General features: G+C 69.7%; 18 protein-coding genes and 1 tRNA gene. 7 read left to right on the forward strand and 12 right to left on the reverse strand.

Going from position 1 to position 20723, the window contains the following annotated elements:
- Positions 1–48: 48 nt before the first annotated feature.
- A complete protein-coding gene (locus E8A74_RS09600; protein ID WP_136928648.1) occupies positions 49–1014 on the reverse strand; it encodes a hypothetical protein in 966 nt (321 codons plus the stop codon).
- A 263-nt stretch (positions 1015–1277) separates the two neighbouring features.
- Here E8A74_RS09600 and E8A74_RS52055 point away from each other — a divergent pair, with 263 nt between their 5' ends.
- Together E8A74_RS52055 and E8A74_RS53830 are read left to right on the forward strand one after the other, a co-directional pair.
- A complete protein-coding gene (locus E8A74_RS52055; RefSeq protein ID WP_170228999.1) occupies positions 1278–1865 on the forward strand; it encodes a plastocyanin/azurin family copper-binding protein in 588 nt (195 codons plus the stop codon).
- Positions 1866–1869: 4 nt separating this feature from the next.
- A complete protein-coding gene (locus E8A74_RS53830) occupies positions 1870–2181 on the forward strand; it encodes a hypothetical protein (protein ID WP_211365322.1) in 312 nt (103 codons plus the stop codon).
- A gap of 62 nt (positions 2182–2243) precedes the next feature.
- Here the strand turns inward: E8A74_RS53830 and E8A74_RS52060 are convergent, their stop codons facing one another.
- On the reverse strand, positions 2244–2495 hold the full coding sequence (locus tag E8A74_RS52060) for a hypothetical protein (protein ID WP_170228967.1): 252 nt from the start codon (positions 2493–2495) through the stop codon (positions 2244–2246).
- A gap of 40 nt (positions 2496–2535) precedes the next feature.
- On the opposite strand from E8A74_RS52060, the gene E8A74_RS09615 reads away from it, so the two are divergent.
- Positions 2536–2841, forward strand: a complete 306-nt coding sequence (locus E8A74_RS09615) for a LysR substrate-binding domain-containing protein (RefSeq protein ID WP_232379467.1) — start codon at positions 2536–2538, stop codon at positions 2839–2841.
- A 43-nt stretch (positions 2842–2884) separates the two neighbouring features.
- On the opposite strand, the gene E8A74_RS09620 is transcribed toward E8A74_RS09615, so the two are convergent.
- The 3 genes from E8A74_RS09620 to E8A74_RS09630 all read right to left on the reverse strand — a co-directional run bounded on the left by E8A74_RS09620 (position 2885) and on the right by E8A74_RS09630 (position 7135).
- Positions 2885–3223 carry a DUF6209 family protein gene (locus tag E8A74_RS09620; protein WP_136928650.1) on the reverse strand — a complete coding sequence of 113 codons (339 nt, stop codon included), beginning with the start codon at positions 3221–3223 and terminating at the stop codon, positions 2885–2887.
- Positions 3224–3256: 33 nt separating this feature from the next.
- A complete protein-coding gene (locus tag E8A74_RS09625) occupies positions 3257–5233 on the reverse strand; it encodes a VWA domain-containing protein (protein WP_136928651.1) in 1977 nt (658 codons plus the stop codon).
- A gap of 468 nt (positions 5234–5701) precedes the next feature.
- Positions 5702–7135, reverse strand: a complete 1434-nt coding sequence (locus E8A74_RS09630) for an MXAN_5187 C-terminal domain-containing protein (RefSeq protein ID WP_136928652.1) — start codon at positions 7133–7135, stop codon at positions 5702–5704.
- Positions 7136–7272: 137 nt separating this feature from the next.
- On the opposite strand from E8A74_RS09630, the gene E8A74_RS09635 reads away from it, so the two are divergent.
- Together E8A74_RS09635 and E8A74_RS09640 are read left to right on the forward strand one after the other, a co-directional pair.
- The gene (locus E8A74_RS09635; protein WP_136928653.1) at positions 7273–8355 is read left to right on the forward strand and encodes a histone deacetylase family protein; all 1083 of its coding nucleotides are present in this window, start codon (positions 7273–7275) and stop codon (positions 8353–8355) included.
- Positions 8356–8429: 74 nt separating this feature from the next.
- Positions 8430–8505 (forward strand) — tRNA-His (locus tag E8A74_RS09640).
- Here E8A74_RS09640 and E8A74_RS09645 read toward each other — a convergent pair.
- The 4 genes from E8A74_RS09645 to E8A74_RS09660 form a co-directional block, all read right to left on the reverse strand.
- Complete coding sequence (locus tag E8A74_RS09645; protein ID WP_136928654.1) at positions 8498–9007, reverse strand: acyl-CoA thioesterase; 510 nt, start codon at positions 9005–9007, stop codon at positions 8498–8500. The two genes, E8A74_RS09640 and E8A74_RS09645, sit on opposite strands and share 8 nt — an antisense overlap.
- Positions 9008–9055: 48 nt before the next feature.
- Positions 9056–9871, reverse strand: a complete 816-nt coding sequence (locus E8A74_RS09650) for a Uma2 family endonuclease (RefSeq protein WP_136928655.1) — start codon at positions 9869–9871, stop codon at positions 9056–9058.
- 73 nt (positions 9872–9944) lie between these two features.
- Positions 9945–12614 carry an ATP-binding protein gene (locus E8A74_RS09655; protein WP_136928656.1) on the reverse strand — a complete coding sequence of 890 codons (2670 nt, stop codon included), beginning with the start codon at positions 12612–12614 and terminating at the stop codon, positions 9945–9947.
- A gap of 111 nt (positions 12615–12725) precedes the next feature.
- Positions 12726–15539 carry a cation-translocating P-type ATPase gene (locus E8A74_RS09660; protein WP_136928657.1) on the reverse strand — a complete coding sequence of 938 codons (2814 nt, stop codon included), beginning with the start codon at positions 15537–15539 and terminating at the stop codon, positions 12726–12728.
- A 162-nt stretch (positions 15540–15701) separates the two neighbouring features.
- Between E8A74_RS09660 and E8A74_RS53835 the strand changes: the two genes are divergently transcribed.
- Positions 15702–16925, forward strand: coding sequence for a hypothetical protein (locus E8A74_RS53835; protein ID WP_211365323.1), 1224 nt, complete (start codon positions 15702–15704; stop codon positions 16923–16925).
- A 3-nt stretch (positions 16926–16928) separates the two neighbouring features.
- Here the strand turns inward: E8A74_RS53835 and E8A74_RS09670 are convergent, their stop codons facing one another.
- A complete protein-coding gene (locus E8A74_RS09670; RefSeq protein WP_136928658.1) occupies positions 16929–17324 on the reverse strand; it encodes a VOC family protein in 396 nt (131 codons plus the stop codon).
- A gap of 139 nt (positions 17325–17463) precedes the next feature.
- Positions 17464–18933, reverse strand: a complete 1470-nt coding sequence (locus tag E8A74_RS09675; protein WP_136928659.1) for a tetratricopeptide repeat protein — start codon at positions 18931–18933, stop codon at positions 17464–17466.
- A 170-nt stretch (positions 18934–19103) separates the two neighbouring features.
- On the opposite strand from E8A74_RS09675, the gene E8A74_RS09680 reads away from it, so the two are divergent.
- Complete coding sequence (locus E8A74_RS09680) at positions 19104–20042, forward strand: formate/nitrite transporter family protein (RefSeq protein ID WP_136928660.1); 939 nt, start codon at positions 19104–19106, stop codon at positions 20040–20042.
- Here the strand turns inward: E8A74_RS09680 and E8A74_RS09685 are convergent.
- Positions 20026–20583 carry a superoxide dismutase family protein gene (locus E8A74_RS09685; RefSeq protein ID WP_211365324.1) on the reverse strand — a complete coding sequence of 186 codons (558 nt, stop codon included), beginning with the start codon at positions 20581–20583 and terminating at the stop codon, positions 20026–20028. The two genes, E8A74_RS09680 and E8A74_RS09685, sit on opposite strands and share 17 nt — an antisense overlap.
- Positions 20584–20723: the final 140 nt, after the last annotated feature.

The raw sequence follows: 20723 nt of genomic DNA on the forward strand, positions 1-20723 counted from the left end.
GTTTTTCCTTTCGATACCAATATGTGGTCAAAGGATCCGACGCGCCGTTCAATCGATTCCCGCGGCGATCCGGGCGATGATCACGCGATCCTCCTCGAACAAAAATTCGTCCACCTCCTCGATCGACCCCACCTTCGCGGGGGCGACCCCGAGCCGCAGCGCCGCCGCGCGCGCCACGGCGGCGACGATCGGATGCGGCGAGCTCGACAGGCGCAGGAGCTTCGGCGTCACGGCCTGGGCGCCGAGCAAGGCCGCGCAGAGCGCCGCGATCGGCCGCGGATCCGCCGCTCCCGGCACGTCGCCCGCGAGCGCGCGTCCGAGCACGGCCACGGTCTCGGGGCCCGGCGCCCGCAGCAACGCCCGGCGATAATCGCCCGCCGGCAAGTGCAGCCGCGCCGCCCCCCGGCTCGTCGAGCAGAGCTCCTGCGCGTGCCGCAGGAGAAGGCCCACCACGGGCCCGAGCCCGTCCTCGTCGAGCGCGTCCATTCCTTCGAGGTCCGTGGCGAGCGGGCGCGACGCCTCGTCCGTGTAGGCGTCGAGGTTCACCGTCAGCGACTCCAGCCCCACGGCCCCGGGCGCGTGCCCGGCGAGCACGTCGTGCTCGGTCTGCACCGTCACCACGCTCGACACGATCGCGGGCGTACCGCCGCGGAGCGTGTGCTTCACCTCGACCTCGACCTTCCGAATGGCCGACCAGCGCAGGATCCGCGCCTCCGCGCCCGGATCGACGAGCACGCCCCAGGGCACGATGGCCATGTTGACCTCGCGCGCCCCGAAGGGCGCCCGTGGCCTCTGGATCTGCCGCACGAGGCCCACGGCGAACGCCGCGCCGCCGGCCACGGCGAGCCCGATCGGGAGCGAGCCCGACGTGAGCGACCAGGCCGCCGTCTCCGGCCCGAGCGCGAGCCCGAGGCTCGAGAGCCCCACCGTGCCGGCGGCCAGCGTGAGCGCCCGGAAGCTCGGACCCGGGACCAGCCACACGTACCGAAAATCCGGCGGAGGTGCGCAGCGCATCACGACACCTGGAAAGGTAAGCCGATCCTCGCCCGGGCGGAAGGGCCGAGCGGATGAACGATGGCATCCGCGGAGGATGGTTCTCCAGGACTCCAGATCCGCCGGGATCTGTATGCACGAAGGATGGTCATCGGAGATTCCAGCCACGTCGAGGTCGTGCATCGTGAAGACGCGGATACGGAAACGGTGATAGGGTTGCCGTCCTATGTGGATCCGGCATCCGGGGGGAGCCGGACCACGCGAGAAAGGTTGGTAGCTTGAACATGCGAACAATCGGTATGCTTCTGGTCGTGGGCGCGATGCTGGCTGCGGGCGCGGGTTGTGGTGACGATACCGGCGGCAGCGGCGGCACCGGCGGGACGGCCGGCACCGGCGGCACCGGCGGTATGGGCGGCACCGGGGGGATGGGCGGCGCCGGGGGAATGGGTGGCATGGGCGGCGCCGGGGGAATGGGTGGCATGGGCGGCGCCGGTGGGATGGGCGGCGCGGGCGGCGGCGGCGGCGCGGGCGGCGGCGGGATGATGGCCGTCAATGGCTGTACGGTGGATATGGCCGAGGATCACACGGCCGATGCGTCGGCGACCGTGAAGACCATGGGCCTCGCGTACGCGCCGAAGTGCATTCGCGTGAAGGCGGGGGCGGACGTGATCTTCGAGTCGAATTTCACGATCCACCCGCTCGTGGGCGGCACGGTCGAGGGGCTCATGAAGAACGAGGACGCCGCCTCGCCGATCCAGAAGACGACCACCGGAATGGGGGCGAGCTTCAACCTCCCGGACAAGGGCACGTTCGGGTATTACTGTGACACGCACGCCCTCGGAGGGATGACGGGGGCGATCTTCGTCGAGTGATTCCATGCGAACCTTTGCCATGGCCCTCCCGTGCGCCGTGCTTTGCGGCGCTGCGTTCGTGGCCTGCGGGGACGTGGAGGAGGAGAACATTCCCGTCGGGAACAACGCCACGACCTCGTCGAGCAGCAGCACGACGGGGGCCGGTGGTGCCGGCGGAATGGGCGGCGCCGGCACCGGTGGAATGGGCGGCGCCGGTGGAATGGGCGGCGGCGGCGGAATGGGCGGCACCGGCGGCGCCGGTGGGATGGGCGCCGGTGGAATGGGCGGCACCGGCGGCGCCGGTGGGATGGGCGGCGGCGGCTCGATGATGCCCTGATCTCGCCCGCTCGGGTGGGGGCCTCGCGAGGTGGTTTTCGCGAGGCCCACGCCTTTTTCGAGTCAGCCGAGGTCCGCTCCCGGCGTGAGGTCGACCCACGCCTTGCGCCGGTGCGACGCGTAGAGCGCCTCGACGATCCTTTGCACTTCGACCGCACGCGCGAAGCTCGCCGGCGGCTCGCCCCCGTCACGGACGGCCCGCGTGAATCCCTCGAAAAGCCTCCCGAGCGACACGCGCTGCCCGCCGCTCCCGTCCGTCGGGTCGACCGCGACGACGTGGCCGTCGATTCTGCACAGGCACAGACTGGCGAACAAGGAGCGCGTCGCGCTCGGTGATCTGGCCGAGGAGCGCCTGATGTTCTTCGCGCGGGACCTCGGTCCGCACATGTACGACTGGATGATGGCGCAGTGTGAGCAGGCGGGCTTCAAGCCGCGCGTCGTTTACCACGTCACGCAGCCACCCATGGGGATTGCGCTCGTCAAAGAGGGCGTCGGCCTGCTCTTGAAGCCCATTTCCAAGGGGTACGAGCTTCCGGGCGACCTCACCGCCGTGCGTGTCGATGGGCTGGACGCCAGTTTCCATATCGACGTTGCCTGGCGCGCGAACGAGAAATCGCCGTCCCTGCGGGCGTTCCTCGCGGCGCTTCGCGCGAAGGCGTGACTGCGCGTCGCGGGAGCGGAGGCGGAGGCGGGGGCGGGACGGTTCAGCCGGCGGCCTTCACGTCGAACCCGTAGTTCTGGCCGTAGCGGCTATCCCAGGCCGAGCAGCCCGTGTGATCGGTATTGTGAAACCAGATCTCGAGCCGGCTGGTGTTCGCGGGCACGTTCACCTGGCACGCGCCCGAGGACACATCGGCGGCTTGCTCCTGCCCGCTCGGGTGAAATCGGACGTTGGCGCTGATGCTCCACGCCTTCTGCCCATAACGCGTCGCCCTGCAATGACACACCCGCTCCGTCGCGTAGTCGATCTGCAAGGCTTCCCCGGATCGAATGTCGCCGCTCTGCTGATGGGTCCAATCCGCTGAGAATTTCACGGTCGCCATGGTCGCCCTCCTTTCATGCCTACGGCCGCCCGCTCAGGGCTTTGCCTCGGGCTGCTCCACGTATTCCTGGCAGCAGCAGAACTCGGTCGTGGTGCTCGTGCTCGTCTTGCTCCCGCAGATCACCTTCTCCAGGAGGGCCTGGAAGCCGTTCAGCGCGTCCTTCGACGTGAACGCCTTGCCGCCGGTCTCGCTGGCCACACGCGCGAACTCCTCCTCCAGCGCCTTGCGCTGCTTCTCCTTCGCGCCGCTCGTCCCGAGGTACGTGTGGACGCGGACGTCGCCCTTCTTGGCGGCGTCGATGGCACGATTGGCGGCGGCGATATCCTCCTTGTCGATGTCCGCGCCGCCGCCCTCGAAGGCCTCGTCGCCCAGGAAAAAGACCGCGCGCTTGGCGCTGGGCCGCCAGTCGTAATGCGCGACCACGTCCTCGATGGCGCGCGCCCCGTCCTCCTGCGCGCCGCCGCCCTCCACCGTACCCTTCTTTCGACCCCGCAGCGCGGCCTCGTCCGCCTTTGCCGTGGTGGTCAGGTACGTCTTGACCGTGGTGTCGAAGCGGGTGTTCTTGAACGTCCCTTCGATGCCCAGGTACGTGACGCGCAGGTCCGAGGGGCATTTCGTCTTGGCCACCTCGATGGCCGCGGTGACCGCCTCGCTCAGCGCGTTCGCCTCGTCCTTCATCGAGACGCTGGAGTCGATGACCACCACGAGATCGACCGCCGGAATGGACGTGCTCTCGTCCGTGGTCGTGGTCCCCGTGGCGAGCTTCGGGAAATCGATCGTCTTGCCGAGGTAGCTCTGCGGGCCTTCGCCGCCGATTCCCGTGAGCTGCGCCGGCAGGGTGGTGTCCGCGGTCAGGCTGCAAATGCCCTTGGCCGGGGTCCCGGTGACGAACGTGAAGCGCTTGTCGTCACCTTCCGGATCGAAATAGAACGTCTGGACGTTGCTCTGGTTGATCGTGCCCACGACATTGTCGTGGTAATAGAATGCGACGAGCTTGGGCGGGCCGCCGTCGGCCGGGGTCTCGTAGGTGAAGCAGCCCTTGCCCGCGATCGAGCCGTCCGGGTTCTTCACGGTGTAGGTATAGCTGGTCGTCGTCCCAGGCTTCCCGGGGTCCTTGATCACGACCGTGGGAGGGACCGGCTTCGCGGGCGTGGAAGGCTCGACGGCCTTCGGCGGCTCGACGGCCTTCGGCGGCTCGACGGCCTTCGGCGGCTCGACCGGCTTGCGCGGGAAGGCGGAGGCGACGTACAGCCCCGAATTGTCGATACGCGGCCCAAAGCTTCCCGGCATCGGGTAGAGGTCATAACTCAAGCGCAGGGTCTTGCAGCCGGCCGCGTCGAGCCGCACCAGGCCCATCACGGTGTCGATCGAATTGGCCTGGCCGCCGGGGGCGGGCCTGTTGGTTCCCTGAAGAACGCCGTTCGCGAGGCTCAATTGCGCGCTCGGCTGGTTGCCGCCGGCCGTATTCGGCGCGACGCCGCCGTTGTACAGCTTCCAGCCTGCCGGGCTGACGGCGCTGCCGTTTTCGAGCGTGCCGGTGATGGTGACCGTCGTCCTCGCGTAGGTCAGGCCCGCGTAGATGTCGCTCACGCCGATGAGCGTGTTTGCCCCCGCGACGCCGTCCTTGCCCCCGACCTTCGAGCCCTTGTAGCGGGTGAAGTCGAACTCGACCGTGAAATTGTTCCTGGCGCCGGTGAATTGCTTGTTGGCCTGCATGCGGATGGCATTGACGCTGGCCGATGCCATGTTCGCCTGCTCGTTCTTCCCGAACGAGGAGGTGCCGGTGCCGTCCTTGACCGAGCCGTGCGGGGCCACGCCCCCGAGGTTCCAATCGAAGGTGCCGAAGCCGGCGCTGACGCCGAAGCGGACGCCGATCTCGCCGCCCAACCCGTCGGGGATGTAACGCCACTGGTTCCAGTCGCCGGGGCCATTCCACCGGTACCCCGACGGGTCCCAAAACACGAGGTCGAGCGCTTCGGCGGACGCGGCTTGCGTAGGGGATGCTGACATGACGATCCTTTCTCCCATCAGGAATGCGCTCCCTGATGTCTTCGCTTCCGCCTCTACGACGACCCCGGAGCGCCGGATATGGGACCTTGGTCCCATGGCGCCCTGGGCGGTTCACGAGCGCCTTCAGGAGGTTCCCGACAGCCTCCAGGAGGTTCACGAGCGGGTCGAGACCATCCACCGACCCTCTCCAGGAGGTCCGCGACCGGTTCGAGGAGGTCCGCGACCGGCCCCAGGAGGTCACTCGACCTCCTCCAGGAGGTCCACGACCGCCTCCAGGAGGTCCCTCGACCGGGTCGAGACCATCCACCGACCTTCTCCAACCGATCGGCGACCAGGTCGAGGAGGTCCACGACCTCCTCCAGCAGGTCCACGACCTCCTCCAGCAGGTCCACGACCTCCTCCAGGAGGTCACTCGACCTCCTCCAGCAGGTCCTCCACCCGCTCCAGGAGGTCCCTCGACCGGGTCTGTCAGGCCAGCGGCACCGCGAGCAAGACGACCTCCTTGCCCCGCACCTCGACCTTGTACCGCACGGGTTTTCCGTGCTTCTGCGCCATCTGCTTCTCGCTCGCCACGATACGCGCGACGAACGCATCCCGCGTGATGTGATCGACCGGATCCCCGACGCTCTTCTTTGCGCGAATGTAATCGTCGAAGATCCGCTGGTGATAGGCGGCCTCGTCTTCCGCCCCGAGCGCCGTCGCCTCGCCGGAGGCCCGATTCTGCGCGAGCGACTCGTCGACCGCGAGCGCCTCCTCGGGCTCCTTGCCCCGCACCACCATCGCCGCCGGCGGCGCGCCGGTCTCGTCCTCCGGCATGCCGAGGAGCTGGCTCAAAAGGCTGTTCAGCCGCGAGACGAGCCCGCCGAACTCCGGGTGCTCGATCTGGAAGCGCAGGTCCGTCCGCCCGTTCATGATGGCGAGCAGCCCCTCCTCGACCTCCTCGATCGGACGCATGATCGATTGCCCGAGGATATGCCCCGCAATGGCCACGAGCACGATGCCGAGCGCAATGGCCCCGAGGAACGGAAACAAGAGCGTCGTCGCGGCCGGCGCGTTCGCCCGCGCCACCGCCACGAGCAGCGCGCGCTTGCCGTCGCCATACCCGCCGAGCGGGCCCACCTTCACGCCGAAATCGGGCGGCAATGCCGTCACGTCGACGGCCTGCCCGGACGAGAGCGCCGACGCCGCGCCCGCTTCGAGCTGCTTCGTATCGATCGCCGCGGCGAGGTCCGGCGTGCCGCCCTTCGATTGCGCGACGATACGATAGCCGTCCTTGTCCTTGACCTCGAACCAGAGCGTGGCCCCGCTCGTCTGGTTCGCCACGTCCGTCAAGCGCCCGTCGCTCAGCGACGTCCCGAGGACGAGCCCGCCGAGCACCTGCCCGTTTTCGCCCCGGATGGGCGCCCAGGACACGAGCAATTGCTCGTTCCGGGCGGGCGTCACCCATACGTCGGAGCCCGTCCGCCCCTCGGCGAGCCCGGCCCGGAGCGCCGGGTAAATCCCACCCAGGTCATCGCCGCGCAAAAACGGCGAGCCATCCCGGCCGAGCGCCGTGCCCTTCGCATCCACGAGCACGACGAGCGAGGGCCCGAGCCCAGCGATCACGGGCGCCTTGCCGGTGGCGCTCTTGATACCGTTCGCCACGCTCGTGGCGCCGTCGCTCCTGGCCTGGCCCGTGCCTGCGCTGAACGGCTCACGGACCAGCGGATCCGCGGCCTGGGACGCGAGCCACCGCTCGGCCTCCCCCGCCTGGACCCGAAGGACCGCCTCGGCAGCGACGAGCGCTCGGGCCGCGTCAGCCCTGGGCGACCCCGGATTCAAGGAGGCCCGGGTCAAGGCAAACGCGAGGACCCCTACCACCAGCACGACGACCGTAAAAACGGCAATGATTTTTGCGCGCATGAAAGGCCGCCCTCCTTTGGGGGCGACGGGCGGGGGTGCGGGGGCGTAGCTCGGCTTGTCCGAGCGTAGCCCCCGATCGTAGAAAAGGACGTTACCATCCGCCCGGGCGAGTCCTCAACCGTCCCCGCCGGAGTGCCATGATCGCAACGAACCCCGCCTCGCAGATCCTCGTCGTCGGTGACGCGCTCTTCGACGACCACCGCTCGCGCGGCTACCACCCCGAGCGCCCCGAGCGCCTGCACGCGGCGCGCGCGGCGCTCGATCGTTGCGCGGCGGAAGGCCTCGGCGTCGTCTCCGTCGAGACACGGGACGCGACGGAAGAGGAGCTCGCGCGCGTGCACGACGAGGCCTACCTCGCGAGCCTCGCGAACCTCGCCGGCCATCACGCGTCGCTCGATCCGGACACGTACCTCGCGCCCTCGTCCGTCGCGGCGGCGCGGCGCGCGGCGGGCGCCGGCATCACGCTCGTCGACGCGCTGCTCGACCCGTCGAGCCAGAAGCCTGGCGAGGCGCGCGCACCCGGCCTCGCGCTCCTGCGCCCGCCCGGCCACCACGCGACGCGCAGCCGCGGCATGGGCTTCTGCCTCTTGAACAACGTCGCGGTCGCGGCCGCGAGCGCGCTCGCCAAGGGCCTCGAACGCGTGGCGATCCTCGACTGGGACGTCCATCACGGCAACGGCACGCAGGACATCTTCTGGACCGATCCACGCGTGCTCTACATCTCGCTCCACCAGTACCCGTACTACCCGGGCACGGGCGGGCTGCGCGAGAAGGGCGCGGGCGACGCGGAGGGCTACACGGTGAACGTGCCGCTCTCGCAGGGCGCGGGGGATCGGGTGTACGCGGAGGCGTTCCGGCAGATCGTCGATCCGGTGCTGGAGGCGTTCGCGCCGGAGCTGATCCTCGTGTCGGCGGGGTTCGACGCGCACCAGCGGGATCCGCTGGCGGACATGTGCGTGTCCGATCAGGGCTACGCGACGATGGCGGCGCTGGTCGCGCGCGCGGCGCAGCGGAGCGCCGAGGGCCGGCTCGCGTTTTTCCTGGAGGGGGGCTACGACCTCGCGGCGCTCTCGAGCTCGCTCGCGGAGACGCTGCTCGGCGCCACGCGCGCGGTGACGGCCGAGTCCACGTCGAGCAGCGCGCCGCCCGCCTCCTTCCGGCACACGGGCGAGGTCACGCAAGCCCGGACGACGGCCGCCGAGCGCTGGCGAGGGATCTGAAACGAAGTCGTTGCGCGCTACAGTGAACCGTGTATAGTGCGCGCCTGGTGTTGCCCCTCCGGGGTCGTACCGTGGTGGGTATAGCTCAGTTGGTAGAGCGCTGGTTTGTGGTACCAGTTGTCGCGGGTTCGATCCCCGTTACTCACCCCAAGCTTCGTTGTGCATCGCGGCGCTTGCGCCGCGCCAAACGCTGAGTCCTCCGATCGTTCGCCTCCGCGGCGAGCGCCCGATCCTCCTCGGTCTCGCAGACGAGTGACGGGACGGGCGCGGGCTTGAGCGTGCCGTCGACCTCCTGCATCGCGACGAAGGTCACGAACGCGTGCGCGCAGCGCCAGCGCTTGCCCGAGGGCGCGTCCTCGCCCTCGACGTCGACGAGGATCTCGACCGACGTGCGGAACGCCGCCGTGACGCGCGCGCGGAGGAGCACGACCTGCCCGACCTGGATGGGCGCCTCGAACGAGACGTCGTCGAACTCGGCGGTCACCGCGAGCCTCCCTGCATGGCGCTGCGCGCAGATCGCCGCGCAGAGATCGATCCACGCGAGGATCTGCCCGCCGAACACGTTCCCGAGCGCGTTCGCGTGCGTCGGGAGGACGTACTCGGTCATCGTCGTGATCGAGTCGCTGACGTTACGGGGACCAAACGTTGACATGAAAGCCGGGTAGCACGGAGGCGAGGGCGCGGGGAATAGAGGCGCGTCTCAGCGCTCGCGGCGGAGCCGCTCGATCTCCGCCAGCGCTTCCGCGAGCTTCTGCTCGGCCTCGATTCGCAAGCGCTCCTCCTCCGCCAGCTTGCGCTCGGCCTCCTCGCGTTGCCGCGCCTCTCCCTCTCGGTGCGCCTCGACCTGCTCCATCATGCGGCGCAGCTCGACGATCATCTCGTCCGCTTCGAGCAGCGGCGCGGTGCCCGAGAAGAACCGCAGGCGCTCATCCTGCACGCAGAGCTCGAGCCCCAGCACCTCGGACGCGTAAAAGCCGCCCTGGGGCACGATGCGTCGATACACGCGCCCCTTGTCGGCGAGCCGGTAGCCCGTGAGCCGCAGCATGCCCCGATCGAAGATGAAATATTCGCGGATGCCGAGGCGCGCGTACTTCTCGACGTTGCCTTCGAGATCCTTGCGACGGTTGCCCGCCACGTACACCTCGATCGCCAGATCGAGCCCCTTTTTCTCCGCGCTCACGACCCAGCTCATCCGCTGGTGCGTCTCCACGTCGAGCACCGCGAGGATGTCGGGGGCGAACATGCGTTCGCCCGGGTAATACACGGGCAGCTCGCACGCGAAGTAGACCTTGCGGCCCAAGCGCTGGAAGAAGCTGCCCAGCGTCTGGCGCGTGCGGGCCTTGGCGTCGAAGTGCGCGTCTCCCTCGGGCGGAGCGGCCTCGGAGGCCGGGAACGCGGACGGCAAGCTGGCGACGACGCGAGCGCGCTCTTCCTCGGACATGCGCTCCCACACGTCCTCGGGCGGAGCGCGGGGATCGTCGGGCTCTACGCGGTACGACTCGACCGGCGCGGACATGCCGGGATCGTAGCGGGTTTCGGGCAGAGCGACCACGGGCAGGGACCGGCCGAGCTCCCCCGCCCCTCGCCCCTCACCCCACCTCGATCTCCGCCTCCGGCGACGGCGGCAGCTCCGACTTGCTCCCGCTCGTCAGTTGGAGCCGCCCGAAGATCGCCTCGGCGCGCGCATCCATCGTGCCCGCCTCCTTCTGCACGTCTTCGTTGCCGGCGAGCTCCGGGTTCTTGCGCAGGAAACGCGCGTAGGTCTTGAACGTCCGCGCGAGCTCCACCTCGTTGCCGCTCTGCTCGAAGATCGCCACGGCGCGGTCGAAGTACTCGCGCGCGCTCGTCGTATGCGCGTGCCCCCAGCCGCCGGCCGCCGTGATCTCGCCGAGCGTCCGGAGCGCCGCGGCGAGGTGCACCTTGCTGCGCACGGAGGCGAAGAGGTCCACCGCGCGGCCGATGCAGTCGCGCGCCTTCGCGAGGTCGCCTTGCATCAGGTACGCCTTGCCGAGCGCGCGAAGCGTCTCCGCGAGCTTCAGCCGATCGCCGAGCTCGTCGCACAGGCCCTCGGCGCGCACGAGCACGCCGATCGCCTTCTCCGGCTCGCCGCTCCGGTAGTACGTCGTCCCGATGTTCGTCAGCACGAGCGCGATCTTGTTCCGATCGCCGATCTGCTGCGCGACCTCGAGCGCCTCCTCGAACATCACGAGCGCCTTCTGGAAGTTCCGGCGCTCCTCGGCGATCGTCCCGAGGTTGTTCAGCGTCGTCACCACGCCGACGAGGTCACCGACCTCGCGCCGGATCGTGAGCGACTGCTCGAACGCCCCGAGCGCGTCCTTGAACTGACCCGAGTCCTGCAGCGCCAGGCCCACGTTGTTGAGCGAGAGCGCGATCGAGCGCCGGTCGCCGAGCTTCTGCCGCCGCGCGAGGCCGTCGCGGAAGCTCGTCAGGGCCGACGCGTATTCGCCCTTCAGCCACGCGATCTTGCCGAGGTCGTCGATCGTCGAGGCCACGCCGCGCTCGTCGCCCGAGGCTTCGAAGAGCGACATCGCCGTCGCCAGGTGCCGCTCGCCTTCGTCGAGCGAGCCCATGTCGCGGAAGAGCCGGCCGATGCGGTTGTGCGCGGCGCCGCCCTTCTTCTTCATGTCGAGCCGGTACGCGAGCGTCAGCATCCCGCGGAACGCGGCCATCGCGTCGTCGATGTAGCCCATCGACTGGAGCACGTCGCCGTACGCGTGCAGCGCGTCGATCCGCGCGCCGTCGTGCGAGTCGCCGAGCAGCTCGAGGCCCCGCTGGTAGTACTCGCACGACTTGCCGTTCGCGTACCTGCGCCGCGCCACGGCCGCCGCCTCCAGGTACGCGATGCCCGCCTGGATCGACTCGCCCGCTTGCTCGCGGTGGCGCGCCAGCGATGCGATCCGCTCCTCGCTCGTGCGCACGCCCGGCTGGTGCTCCATCCAGTCGGCGATGACGCGGTTCGACAGGCTCTTCGCCTCCGCGCTCGTCCGCGCCGTGATCGCCTCGCGCTCCTCGCTCCGCGCCCAGGCGTACTCCACCGAGCCCGGAAAAATCGTCCCGGCGCGGCGGAGGATCCACCCGTTCTTGTGCAGCCCATCGAGCATCCGCCCGATCCGCGCGACGTCGCCCGTCTCTTCCTCGACCCAGAGGTCGGGCGCTTCGAGGCCCGTGCGCGCGAGCGCCACGAACGCGCCGCTCCAGAACACGGCGCCCATCGCCGCCGCTTGTTCGAGCACGATGCGCTCGTCCTCGTCGAGCGAGGCCACGCGCGCTTGCACCGCGTCCTCGACCGTCGCCGGCAGCCGCGCCGCCGCGAGCCGCTCCGGGTAGAGCACGAGCCGCGCCTCGCCCTCCTCCGTCGTGGCCTCGCCGATCACGCCCTCGGCCGCGTAGATCTCCACCATCTGCGCGAGGAGCCCCGGGTTCCCTCGCGCGAACGCACACGCCGTCTCCACGAGCGGCGCGGGCACCTCGCCGCCGTTCGTGTACACGGCGAGCATCGCGCTCGACACACGCGCGCTGTCCTCCTCGCCGAGCGGACCGAGCTCCAGCAGCGTGTGCCGGCGCTCGCCCACGCGCGCCCAGTCCTCCTGCCGGTAGACGAGGTCGTCGCGGCCCGTGCAGATCACGAAGATCGGGCCCGTCAGGTATTCGAGCAGGTACCGAAGCAGCGAGAGCGCGTCCTCGTGCGCCTCGTGCAGGTCTTCGAGCACCAGGATGAGCGGGCCCGTCTGCGCGTCCGCTTCGAGGAACGCCTTCACCACGGCGCGCCGCACGAGCTCGGCCTCGTGCGGGTCGTCGCTCACGGCGCGCGTCAGCGGGCTCTCCTCCTCGGTCAGGCCGAGGAGCTGCCCGAGGAACGTCACGGCGTCGCTCACGCGCCGCGGTTCGAGCACGCCTTCGAGCTTCTGCCGGATCGTCGCGCGCGCCTCGTCCGGATCCATGCCGCGCACGAGGCCAAAGCGCGAGCGGATGAGCCGCGCGAACGGCGAGAACGACACCGAGCCGTCCCGCGCGCTGCCTTCGAACGCGCGGACCTCGTTCGTGCGCGACGCCACGAACTCTTCGACGAGCCGTGTCTTGCCGATGCCTGCGGGTCCGACGATCGTCACGATGCGCGTGTCGCGCCGCTCTTCGACGGCCGTGAGATTGGCGGCGAGGAGGGAAAGCTCTTCGTCCCGGCCCACGAGCGGACACGCGGGCGCGCGTGGCGCACTGACGTTTGGTCTCTCGGTCTCCATCGAGCTCCGCGGGGGTCTGGCGAGGGAGGTTTTTCTCCGACGCGGCGAGGGTATAGCCTTGCCCGCTCCGAGGAAAGCGGCGCCGGCGGCATTTTCGCGTATCCGCCGACCTTACGAGGGGTGAGGCCGGAGCCGCGGGCGGACGACCGGGAAGCTCGGTCCGCCCGGGGTACGTCCGGTCCGTCGCAGGGAGCGCCGCCGTTGCCACCACTTCTCCAGGCCGATGACCGGCAGGACCACGAGGGCGGCGGCCACGGCTTTCGCCCACTCCGCGGCGCCGAGCGGGGCCGCGCCGAAGAGCGTGTGCATGAACGGCAGGTACACGAACCCGAGCTGGAGCAAGAGGAGCGTCCCGATCCCCACGTACACGAGCGGGTTCGAGAAGAGCCCGATCGAAAGGGACGAGCCGTGGAGCGAGCGGCAGTTCAGGAGGTAGAACACCTGGAAGAGGACCATCGTGGTCACGGCCATCGTCTGCGCCTCGCGCAGGGCGAACTCCGGGGACAGGCCTTCGCCGAGCTTGTCGTGGTACTCCATCAGGAAGAGCCCCAGCGCGCCGGCCGTCATCAAGAGCGCCACGATCACGGTCCGCACGAGCACGAACCGCCCGAGGATCGGCTCGCTCGTGCGTCGCGGCGGCCGCTCCATCAGGTTCGGCTCCTTGGCCTCGAACGCGAGCGGCAAGGAGAGCGTCACCGTGGCGACGAGGTTGATCCAGAGGATCTGCACGGGCGCCATCGGCAGGAGCGGCCGCCCGTCGACCAGCGGGAAAAAGAGCACCGCGATGAGGAGCACGAGCGCCTCGCCGATGTTCGTCGGCAGCACGAACGCGAGCGCCTTGATCAGGTTGTCGTAGACGCGCCTCCCTTCCTCCACGGCCGCGCGGATGCTCGCGAAGTTGTCGTCCGTCAGCACGATGTCGGCCGCTTGTTTGGCGACGGCCGTCCCCGTGATGCCCATGGCCACGCCGATGTTCGCTTGCTTCAGCGCCGGCGCGTCGTTCACGCCGTCGCCCGTCATCGCGACGACCTGCCCCGCGGCTTGCAGCGCCTCCACGAGCCTGAGCTTGTGCTCCGGCGCCACGCGCGCGAACACGTTCCGCGTCCGCGCCGCCTCTGCGAGATCCGCGGGCGACATCGCCGAGAGCTCGCGGCCCGTCACCACCTCGTCCGCAGCGACGAGCAGGCCGATCTCGATGCCGATCGCCTTCGCCGTCACCGGGTGATCCCCCGTGATCATCTTGACCGTGATGCCCGCGCGTTGACACGCCTTCACCGCCTCGATCGCCTCCGGCCGCGGCGGATCGATCATCCCCACGAGCCCGAGCAGTTCGAAGCCGCTCGCCACCTCCGCCTCGCCGAGCCCCTCGATCCACGCCTCGGGCTTGCGCGACGCGACCGCGAGCACACGCATCCCGCGCGACGCCATCACCTCCACGTGTTCGAGCACGGCGGATCGATCGAGCGGCTCGCCATCGACGCGCCGAGCCGCGCGGCCGAGCACCACCTCCGGCGCGCCCTTCATCAGGATCTCCTGCGCGCGGGGCGCCGTCACGTGCAGCGTCGCCATGTACTTGTGCTCCGACTCGAACGGGATCGCATCGCGCCGCGGCGCCTCCTCGTGCAGCACGTCGCCCTTCATCCCGAGCTTCTGCGCGGCCACGACGAGCGCGGCTTCCGTCGGATCGCCCGTGATCCCGAAGCCCCCGCCCTCGCGCTGCACGAGCCGCGCGTCGTTGCAGAGCGCCGCGGCCCGGAGGAGCGCGCGCACGTCGTCCGGCGTCGCGCCCACGGGCTTTCCTTCGCGCCGCAGCTCCCCTTCCGGCGCATATCCCACGCCCGAGAGCTCGTAGCCCCCCGACGGCGCCCAGATCGCCGCCACCGTCATCTCGCTCCGCGTCAGCGTGCCCGTCTTGTCCGTGCACACGACGCCGGCTTGCCCGAGCGTCTCGACGGCCGGCAGCTTCCGCACCACCGCGCGGCGCGCGGCCATCCGTCGCACGCCGATCGCCAGCGCGATCGTGATGATCGCCGGCAAGCCCTCCGGGATCGCCGCCACGGCCAGCGTGATCCCCGCGAGGATCGCTTCGATGAACGGATACCCGCGCACGAGCGCGACGGCGACCATCAACGCCGCCACGATCGCGATCGCCACCGTCAGCACCTGCGCCACGCGCGCGAGCGAGCGCGTGAGGGGCGTCTCGAGCTCCGCGGCTTCGCGCAGCATCGACGAGATCTTCCCGATCTCCGTCTGCGCGCCCGTCGCCACCACCACGGCTTGCCCCGTGCCCACCGTGATCAACGTGCCGCCGTGGACCATGCTCTTCCGATCGGCCACGGCGGCGTCCTTCGGCACTGGCTCGACGTGCTTGCGCACCGGCACCGACTCCCCCGTCAGCGGCGCCTCGTCAGCCGCGAGGTTTTTCACGCGCAAGAGCCGCATGTCGGCCGCGGCCTTGTCACCGGCTGCGAGGAGCACGACGTCGCCGGGCGCGAGCTCCTCCGCGGGAACGGTGATCTTTCCTCCGTCGCGCATCACCGTCACGAGCTCGGGCACGAGGCTCGCGAGCGCCTCGATTTCCTGCCCTGCGCGGTACTCCTGGATGAACCCGATCAGCGTGTTCAGCACGACCACGCCGAGCACCACGGCGCCGTCCGTGATCTTCCCGAGCGCGAAGGCGAGCGCCGCGGACGCGAGGAGCACGTAGATGAGCGGGCTCTTGATTTGCCTGTACAAAAGCACGAGCGGCCCTTCCCGGGCGGCCCGCGGCAGCACGTTCGGACCGTGCTCGGCGAGCCTGCGCTGTGCCTCCGTGGTGAGCAGGCCGTTCTCGGAGCTGCCGAGGGCTGCGAGCACGACCTCGGCGGGCTCCGCGTGGTACGACGTCTGCTCGATCCGGGCGGGCGCGGGCGTTGCTTGCTTCATGTCCCTCCCTTTCGCCTTCACGGCGCGTGCCGAGTCCTTTCGACGCGCGGGGGCTGCGCTCGGACGAGCCGAGCTGCGCCTCCACCCCGATCGTTTCGTTTCGAACGGGCGGGGGAGCGCTTCCGGTGCCCATGACCCGCGGGCCGGGGTAAGCTCCCCGGCGTGAGCGACCAAGGGGAACGGCCGAGCTACGACCCGGCCGAGGTGCGCCGATGCATCACGCTTTGTTTCAGCGCCAAGGATCTACGCGAGCTCGCCGAGGGCCTCGGCGCGACCGGTCTGCCCGGCGAGGGTCGCGGCATCCAGGACGTCGCGCGTGAGGTCGTCCGGCACTTCGAGCGGCAAGGCTCGCTCGATCGGCTCGTCGAAGCGCTGAAGCAAGCGCGACCGCTGATGGAGTGGCCCGCGCCGATCGCCCGCGCCGGAGCTCCCGTCGCCGCGCTCGCCTTCCCGCCGCCGCCGCCACTCGCGCCGCTCGCGCCCGCTGCCGAGTCCGCGCCCGCTGCCGCTGCCGCGCCCGCTGCCGAGTCCGCGCCCGCGCCCGCTGCCGCTCCCGAGCCCGCTCCCGCTGCCGCTCCCGCTGCCGCAACCGCTCCCGCTCTCGCTCCCGAGGCCGGCTCCGCTCCCGCTCCCACCGTCATCGAACCTCCGCGCGGCCCCGAAGCTCCGCTCCTCCGGGATCCCTACGCTCCGGGCTGGCCCGGTACGGCTCCACGTGAGCCTGCGCAACCCGTCGACGGCCGCCGCTTCACCTTGCTCTTCGCCATCGCCGCCGTCGTCATCGTCATCGCCTCCGTCGGCGCGTTCCTCGTCGGCCGCGCTGGCTCGAACGCCGGCCCGGCGCCGCTCCTCGCAGGCACGGACGCCATGGCCAAAGGCGAACGACCTCTCCGCGAGAGCGGACCTTCGCGGCTCGCGGCCGACGCCGTCCGCCGCAGCCTCGGCAACCTCGCGCGTGGCTGCGACTTGCCCCTCGCCCCCAGCGAGGAGCCCGGCACCGACCTCTTCAAGAGCGCCTACGAGCAATGCGGCATGCGCCCCATGATCGGCCGTCCGCCCTCGGGCCCCCGCCCCACGCGCCCCGCGGACTCCGCCGGCGGCGCGCCTCCCGCAGGAGGCTCCGACCTCTTCGACACACCTTCGCCCGCCCCCGCCCCGACCCGCGCGGCGCCCGCCACGCAGCCTCGCAAAACGCCCGCCACCACCGACAAGCCTGCGCTCCCGGACAATGGCGCGGCCTGCGTCAACCGCTGCTCCGCCACGCAGAAACAATGCAATGGTGGCTGCGGGAGCGAGCCGACCCTGAGCAGCGAATACGGCCGATGGCAAGCCTGCCAGGCCCAATGCCTCTCGGCCGCCTCGCGCTGCCGACTCGCTTGCCAGTGAGCGCTACGCCTCCGCGCGCTCGCTCGGCGTCACGAATGCGAGTTTGTACCCTTCCGGATCCGTCACCACGAGCTCACGCGTGAACCAAGGCTGGTTTCGCGGCCCGTCGACGGCGGCGCCGCTGGCCTCGGCCCGCGCGCGTAGGTCGTCGAGCGACACCTCGTCGCCCACGTGGAAGCACAGGATCACCCCGAGCCCACGTTGCCCTGGCAGCTCGACGCCGGCCGGCATGCCGACGAGGAACACGTCGGCGTATCGGGCCCAGCGCAGGTGCACGAACACGCCGTCGCGATTCACGCAGGAGAAGCCGAGCGCCTCGTAAAACGCCGTCACGCGCGCCGTGTCCGAGACGAGCAGCCTCACGTGGGAGGGCATGAGGTAGGGTTCGTCGGGGGTCATGCGCTCTCCCTAGCACGGCCGGAGCGCTGCACAGCCACCTGTTCGGCACCGCGAGCTCGCGTAGCGAGCTCGCCTCCAGGGGGTGAATCGGCCGGGCTCCGCCTGGCCGAGAGGGGGACGCGAGGCGTCCCCCTCGGGACTAGCGGGAGGGATCGGCCTTCGCCACCGGCGACGGCTGGAGCACGAAGTTCGCCCCTGCGTGACGCGGGAGGAGCTCCTCCACGAGGACGTACTCCTTCCCGTAGTTCTTCGCGAGCCACACGCTGCAACTCCGCGTGTACGGGTCGAAGTATTGATACTTCGCCGAGTAATTCACGCAAACCTCGAACGACTTCTTCGCCTGTAGCTTCTGGGGCTCGCTCGCCTCGTCGAGCTTTTCATAATAAGCTCTCCGCAGCTCCTCGTACGTGATCGTCGTCCCGAGCACGGGCCCGTTGCCCCTCCACTCCTTCGGGATCGGCGCCGCGCGGAACTCCGCGACAAACTTCCCCCACAACTGCCCCACGCGCGACGCCGAGGCAACGACCCACCGCGGCGGCGGCACGGGCTCGAGCGCGAGCACCTGGGCATACGCCTTCTCCACCTCCTCGATCGCCGGCCGCTTCTTCTTCACCCAATCCACGACCTTCGTGTTGATGTGCTTCATCACCTCGTCACGGCTCGCGGGCCCCTTGTATTCGGGATACCGGATGGCGTCGACCTCGGCCCGCTTTTGCTCGGCGAAGAAAAACAACGCCTCGCCCACGTCCGTCAACGACCGCCCGAGCCGCCGCGTTTGCTCCAGCTCGCTGCCGCCCCCCGCCGCGAGTTGCTTCACGCTGGCCTCGGGATCCTTCCACGCCGCGCGCACGATCTCGTATTCCTTCGCGGCGCCCTTCTTGTCGTCGAGCTTCTCCAGCGAGCGCCCGAGCAGCGTGTGCGCGTGGATCCGCTCCTGCAGGCTCCCCGCCTTGTCCACCGCCGCCTTCCATTTCCCGAGCCACGCGCGCGCGTCGGCCCATTTCTCTTCGCGGACCAGGAAATCCGCGACCGCCACGGCGAGCTGCGCCGACGTCTCCGGCTGCTTCGCGCCGTAATTCTTCACGAACAGCTCGACGTCCTCGACCGCCGCTTTCTGATCCTTCAGCCCGGCCCGCAGCGCCACCGCGTCCATCAGCGCCGCAGGCGCCTGGGCCATGTTCGGGAACTTGCGCGCGGCCGACTCGTAATAACTTGCAGCCTCTGCGTATTCGCCGATCGACTCCAGATTCGCGGCGAGAAGAAACGCCGCGTTCTTGCCGTACTCCGTGTAGTCGAGCCGGTTCTTCGGGTCGAGGATCATCTTCCGCACGACGATCGCCTTGTCTCGCTTGTGCGCCGCCTCGAACGCCGCCGCGGCCTTCACCAGCGCCTGCCCGGCCGCTGCGCACCCCGGCTCGTTCTTCTCGCAAAGGGGCTTGCCGCTCTCCTCCCACGTCTTCAGGAATGCCTCCGCCTCGGCCGCCGGATCCGGCGCCGCTGCGCCTCCTGCGTCCGGCGCCGGCGCCGGCGCTGTCTCGGCCCACGCGGCCCCCGTGACGAGCAACGACACCCCCAGAATCACGCGCGAGCTCCACCGCTTCGGGTTCATGTGCACCTCGATGGCTGGTTTGTTGTATCACACCCGCGGACCCGATCGGTTCCTTGGGTCCTCGGACCGCAGATAGACGGAGCGACACGCCGTTTCTTGGTGGTGTTCCCACGATCCTCCGGCGAGGGGCTTCCCAAGGGCGCCGCGCGCGGGTGATGATGGCCCCGTTCATGGACTACGTCGCTCCGTCGAAGGTCGTCTCCACCATGCTCGACGCGGGCGCGGCCAAGGCCGCGGCGTCGCTCCGGGACCTCGTGATCCGCGGCTTCCTCGCGGGCGCGCTCCTCGGCTTCGCCACGAGCCTCGCCATCACCACGACCGTCCAGACCACCCTCCCGGTCGCCGGCGCGGTCATCTTTCCCGTCGGCTTCGTGATGATCGTCCTGCTCGGCCTCGAGCTCGTCACGGGCAACTTCGCGCTCCTGCCCATGGCGATGCTCGACAAGCGCGCCACCTTCTGGCAGCTCGTCCGCAACTTCGGCGTCGTATTCTTCGCGAACCTCGCGGGCAGCCTCTTTTATGCGTGGCTCCTCTCGATCTCGCTCACGATGATGGGCAGCGTCCCGCCCGACGCCGTCGCGAACAAGATCGTCGCCATCGCCCACGCCAAGACCCAGTTCCCCCAGTATGGCCTCGCCGGCCTCGTGGGCGTGTTCGTCCGCAGCATCCTCTGCAACTGGATGGTTTGTCTCGGCGTCGTCATGGCCATGACGTCCACGGCGACCGTCGGCAAGATCGTCGCCGCATGGCTACCGATTCTCGTGTTTTTCGCGCACGGCTACGAGCACTCCGTCGTGAACATGTTCGTCATTCCGGCCGGCATGTTGCTCGGCGCGAAGGTGACGTTCGCCGACTGGTGGCTCAAGAACCAGCTCCCCGTCACGGCCGGCAATTTCGTGGGCGGCTGCCTCTTCACGGGCATGGCGCTTTATTTCACGCACAAGCCCAAGCCCGAGGCCGCCGCGCCAAACCCCGCGCCCCCGGAAATCGCCGCGCCCCTCCCGGCCCCGGCGCCCTCGCTCCTCCTCGTCCCCGATCCTCCCGTGCTGGAGCTGCTCGCGAGCGAGCCCGAGTCCGCGGAGGGCCCTGAGGCTACGGATTCCGCTTGATCACGCCACAGCCAACCCGAGCGCCTGCATTGCCGGTGGGCTGCGTGGTGAAATCGTCCGGGTCCGCGTGCACCATGAATGCGTGGTTCAACACGTCCGTCGACGACGCCTCCTCCCCGAGGGTCCAGAGATCCGTTCGAAACGAGAGCGACGCCTTCCCCGTCGCGTCCGCCGTCACGTTGCCGATGTCGCCCCGATGAAACGGGGGCGTCCCCCACTTCCCGTGCGCCTCGTTCGTCGGGTTCCAGTGCCCCATGGCGTTGTTGCCGTTCATGCCGCAATCAGGCATCTCGTGAATATGCACCGCGTGGACCCCGGGCGTGAGGCCATTCAACTGGAGCGTCAGCTCGACCTGCCCATTCTCCGCGGTGAACACGGCCAGCCCCATCACGTTCTGGCCCGCCGAGGGCATGATTTCCGCTGTGGCCCTCTTCCTCTCCTTGACGCCTTGATGCGCCCCGTCGACGTCGTTGCTGCACCCGGAGAGCACCGCCAGGACACACGCGCCCAAGACCACGAAAGGATGGCCTTTCTTCGTCACGTACCCCTCCCCTGCCATGGGTCCTCCAAGCATCCTGCCTGGAAATCTCGCGCATCATGGCGCGTCCTCGGGGCTCGGCAAGCGTGGTTTCGTGGGCCCGATCGCCCCTCGAAGGTGTAGCCAAGGAACGCCCGGGAACG

Source organism: Polyangium fumosum, assembly GCF_005144585.1.
GTDB lineage: Bacteria > Myxococcota_A > Polyangia > Polyangiales > Polyangiaceae > Polyangium > Polyangium fumosum.

What these genes read in the sequence shown, in the direction of transcription:
- E8A74_RS09600 (WP_136928648.1), bottom strand. Translation starts at nt 1,014, where the DNA reads ATGCGCTGCGCACCTCCGCCGGATTTTCGGTACGTGTGGCTGGTCCCG.
- E8A74_RS52055 (WP_170228999.1), top strand. Translation starts at nt 1,278, where the DNA reads ATGCGAACAATCGGTATGCTTCTGGTCGTGGGCGCGATGCTGGCTGCG.
- E8A74_RS53830 (WP_211365322.1), top strand. Translation starts at nt 1,870, where the DNA reads ATGCGAACCTTTGCCATGGCCCTCCCGTGCGCCGTGCTTTGCGGCGCT.
- E8A74_RS09615 (WP_232379467.1), top strand. Translation starts at nt 2,536, where the DNA reads ATGTTCTTCGCGCGGGACCTCGGTCCGCACATGTACGACTGGATGATG.
- E8A74_RS09620 (WP_136928650.1), bottom strand. Translation starts at nt 3,223, where the DNA reads ATGGCGACCGTGAAATTCTCAGCGGATTGGACCCATCAGCAGAGCGGC.
- E8A74_RS09625 (WP_136928651.1), bottom strand. Translation starts at nt 5,233, where the DNA reads ATGTCAGCATCCCCTACGCAAGCCGCGTCCGCCGAAGCGCTCGACCTC.
- E8A74_RS09630 (WP_136928652.1), bottom strand. Translation starts at nt 7,135, where the DNA reads ATGCGCGCAAAAATCATTGCCGTTTTTACGGTCGTCGTGCTGGTGGTA.
- E8A74_RS09635 (WP_136928653.1), top strand. Translation starts at nt 7,273, where the DNA reads ATGATCGCAACGAACCCCGCCTCGCAGATCCTCGTCGTCGGTGACGCG.
- E8A74_RS09645 (WP_136928654.1), bottom strand. Translation starts at nt 9,007, where the DNA reads ATGTCAACGTTTGGTCCCCGTAACGTCAGCGACTCGATCACGACGATG.
- E8A74_RS09650 (WP_136928655.1), bottom strand. Translation starts at nt 9,871, where the DNA reads ATGTCCGCGCCGGTCGAGTCGTACCGCGTAGAGCCCGACGATCCCCGC.
- E8A74_RS09655 (WP_136928656.1), bottom strand. Translation starts at nt 12,614, where the DNA reads ATGGAGACCGAGAGACCAAACGTCAGTGCGCCACGCGCGCCCGCGTGT.
- E8A74_RS09660 (WP_136928657.1), bottom strand. Translation starts at nt 15,539, where the DNA reads ATGAAGCAAGCAACGCCCGCGCCCGCCCGGATCGAGCAGACGTCGTAC.
- E8A74_RS09670 (WP_136928658.1), bottom strand. Translation starts at nt 17,324, where the DNA reads ATGACCCCCGACGAACCCTACCTCATGCCCTCCCACGTGAGGCTGCTC.
- E8A74_RS09675 (WP_136928659.1), bottom strand. Translation starts at nt 18,933, where the DNA reads ATGAACCCGAAGCGGTGGAGCTCGCGCGTGATTCTGGGGGTGTCGTTG.
- E8A74_RS09680 (WP_136928660.1), top strand. Translation starts at nt 19,104, where the DNA reads ATGGACTACGTCGCTCCGTCGAAGGTCGTCTCCACCATGCTCGACGCG.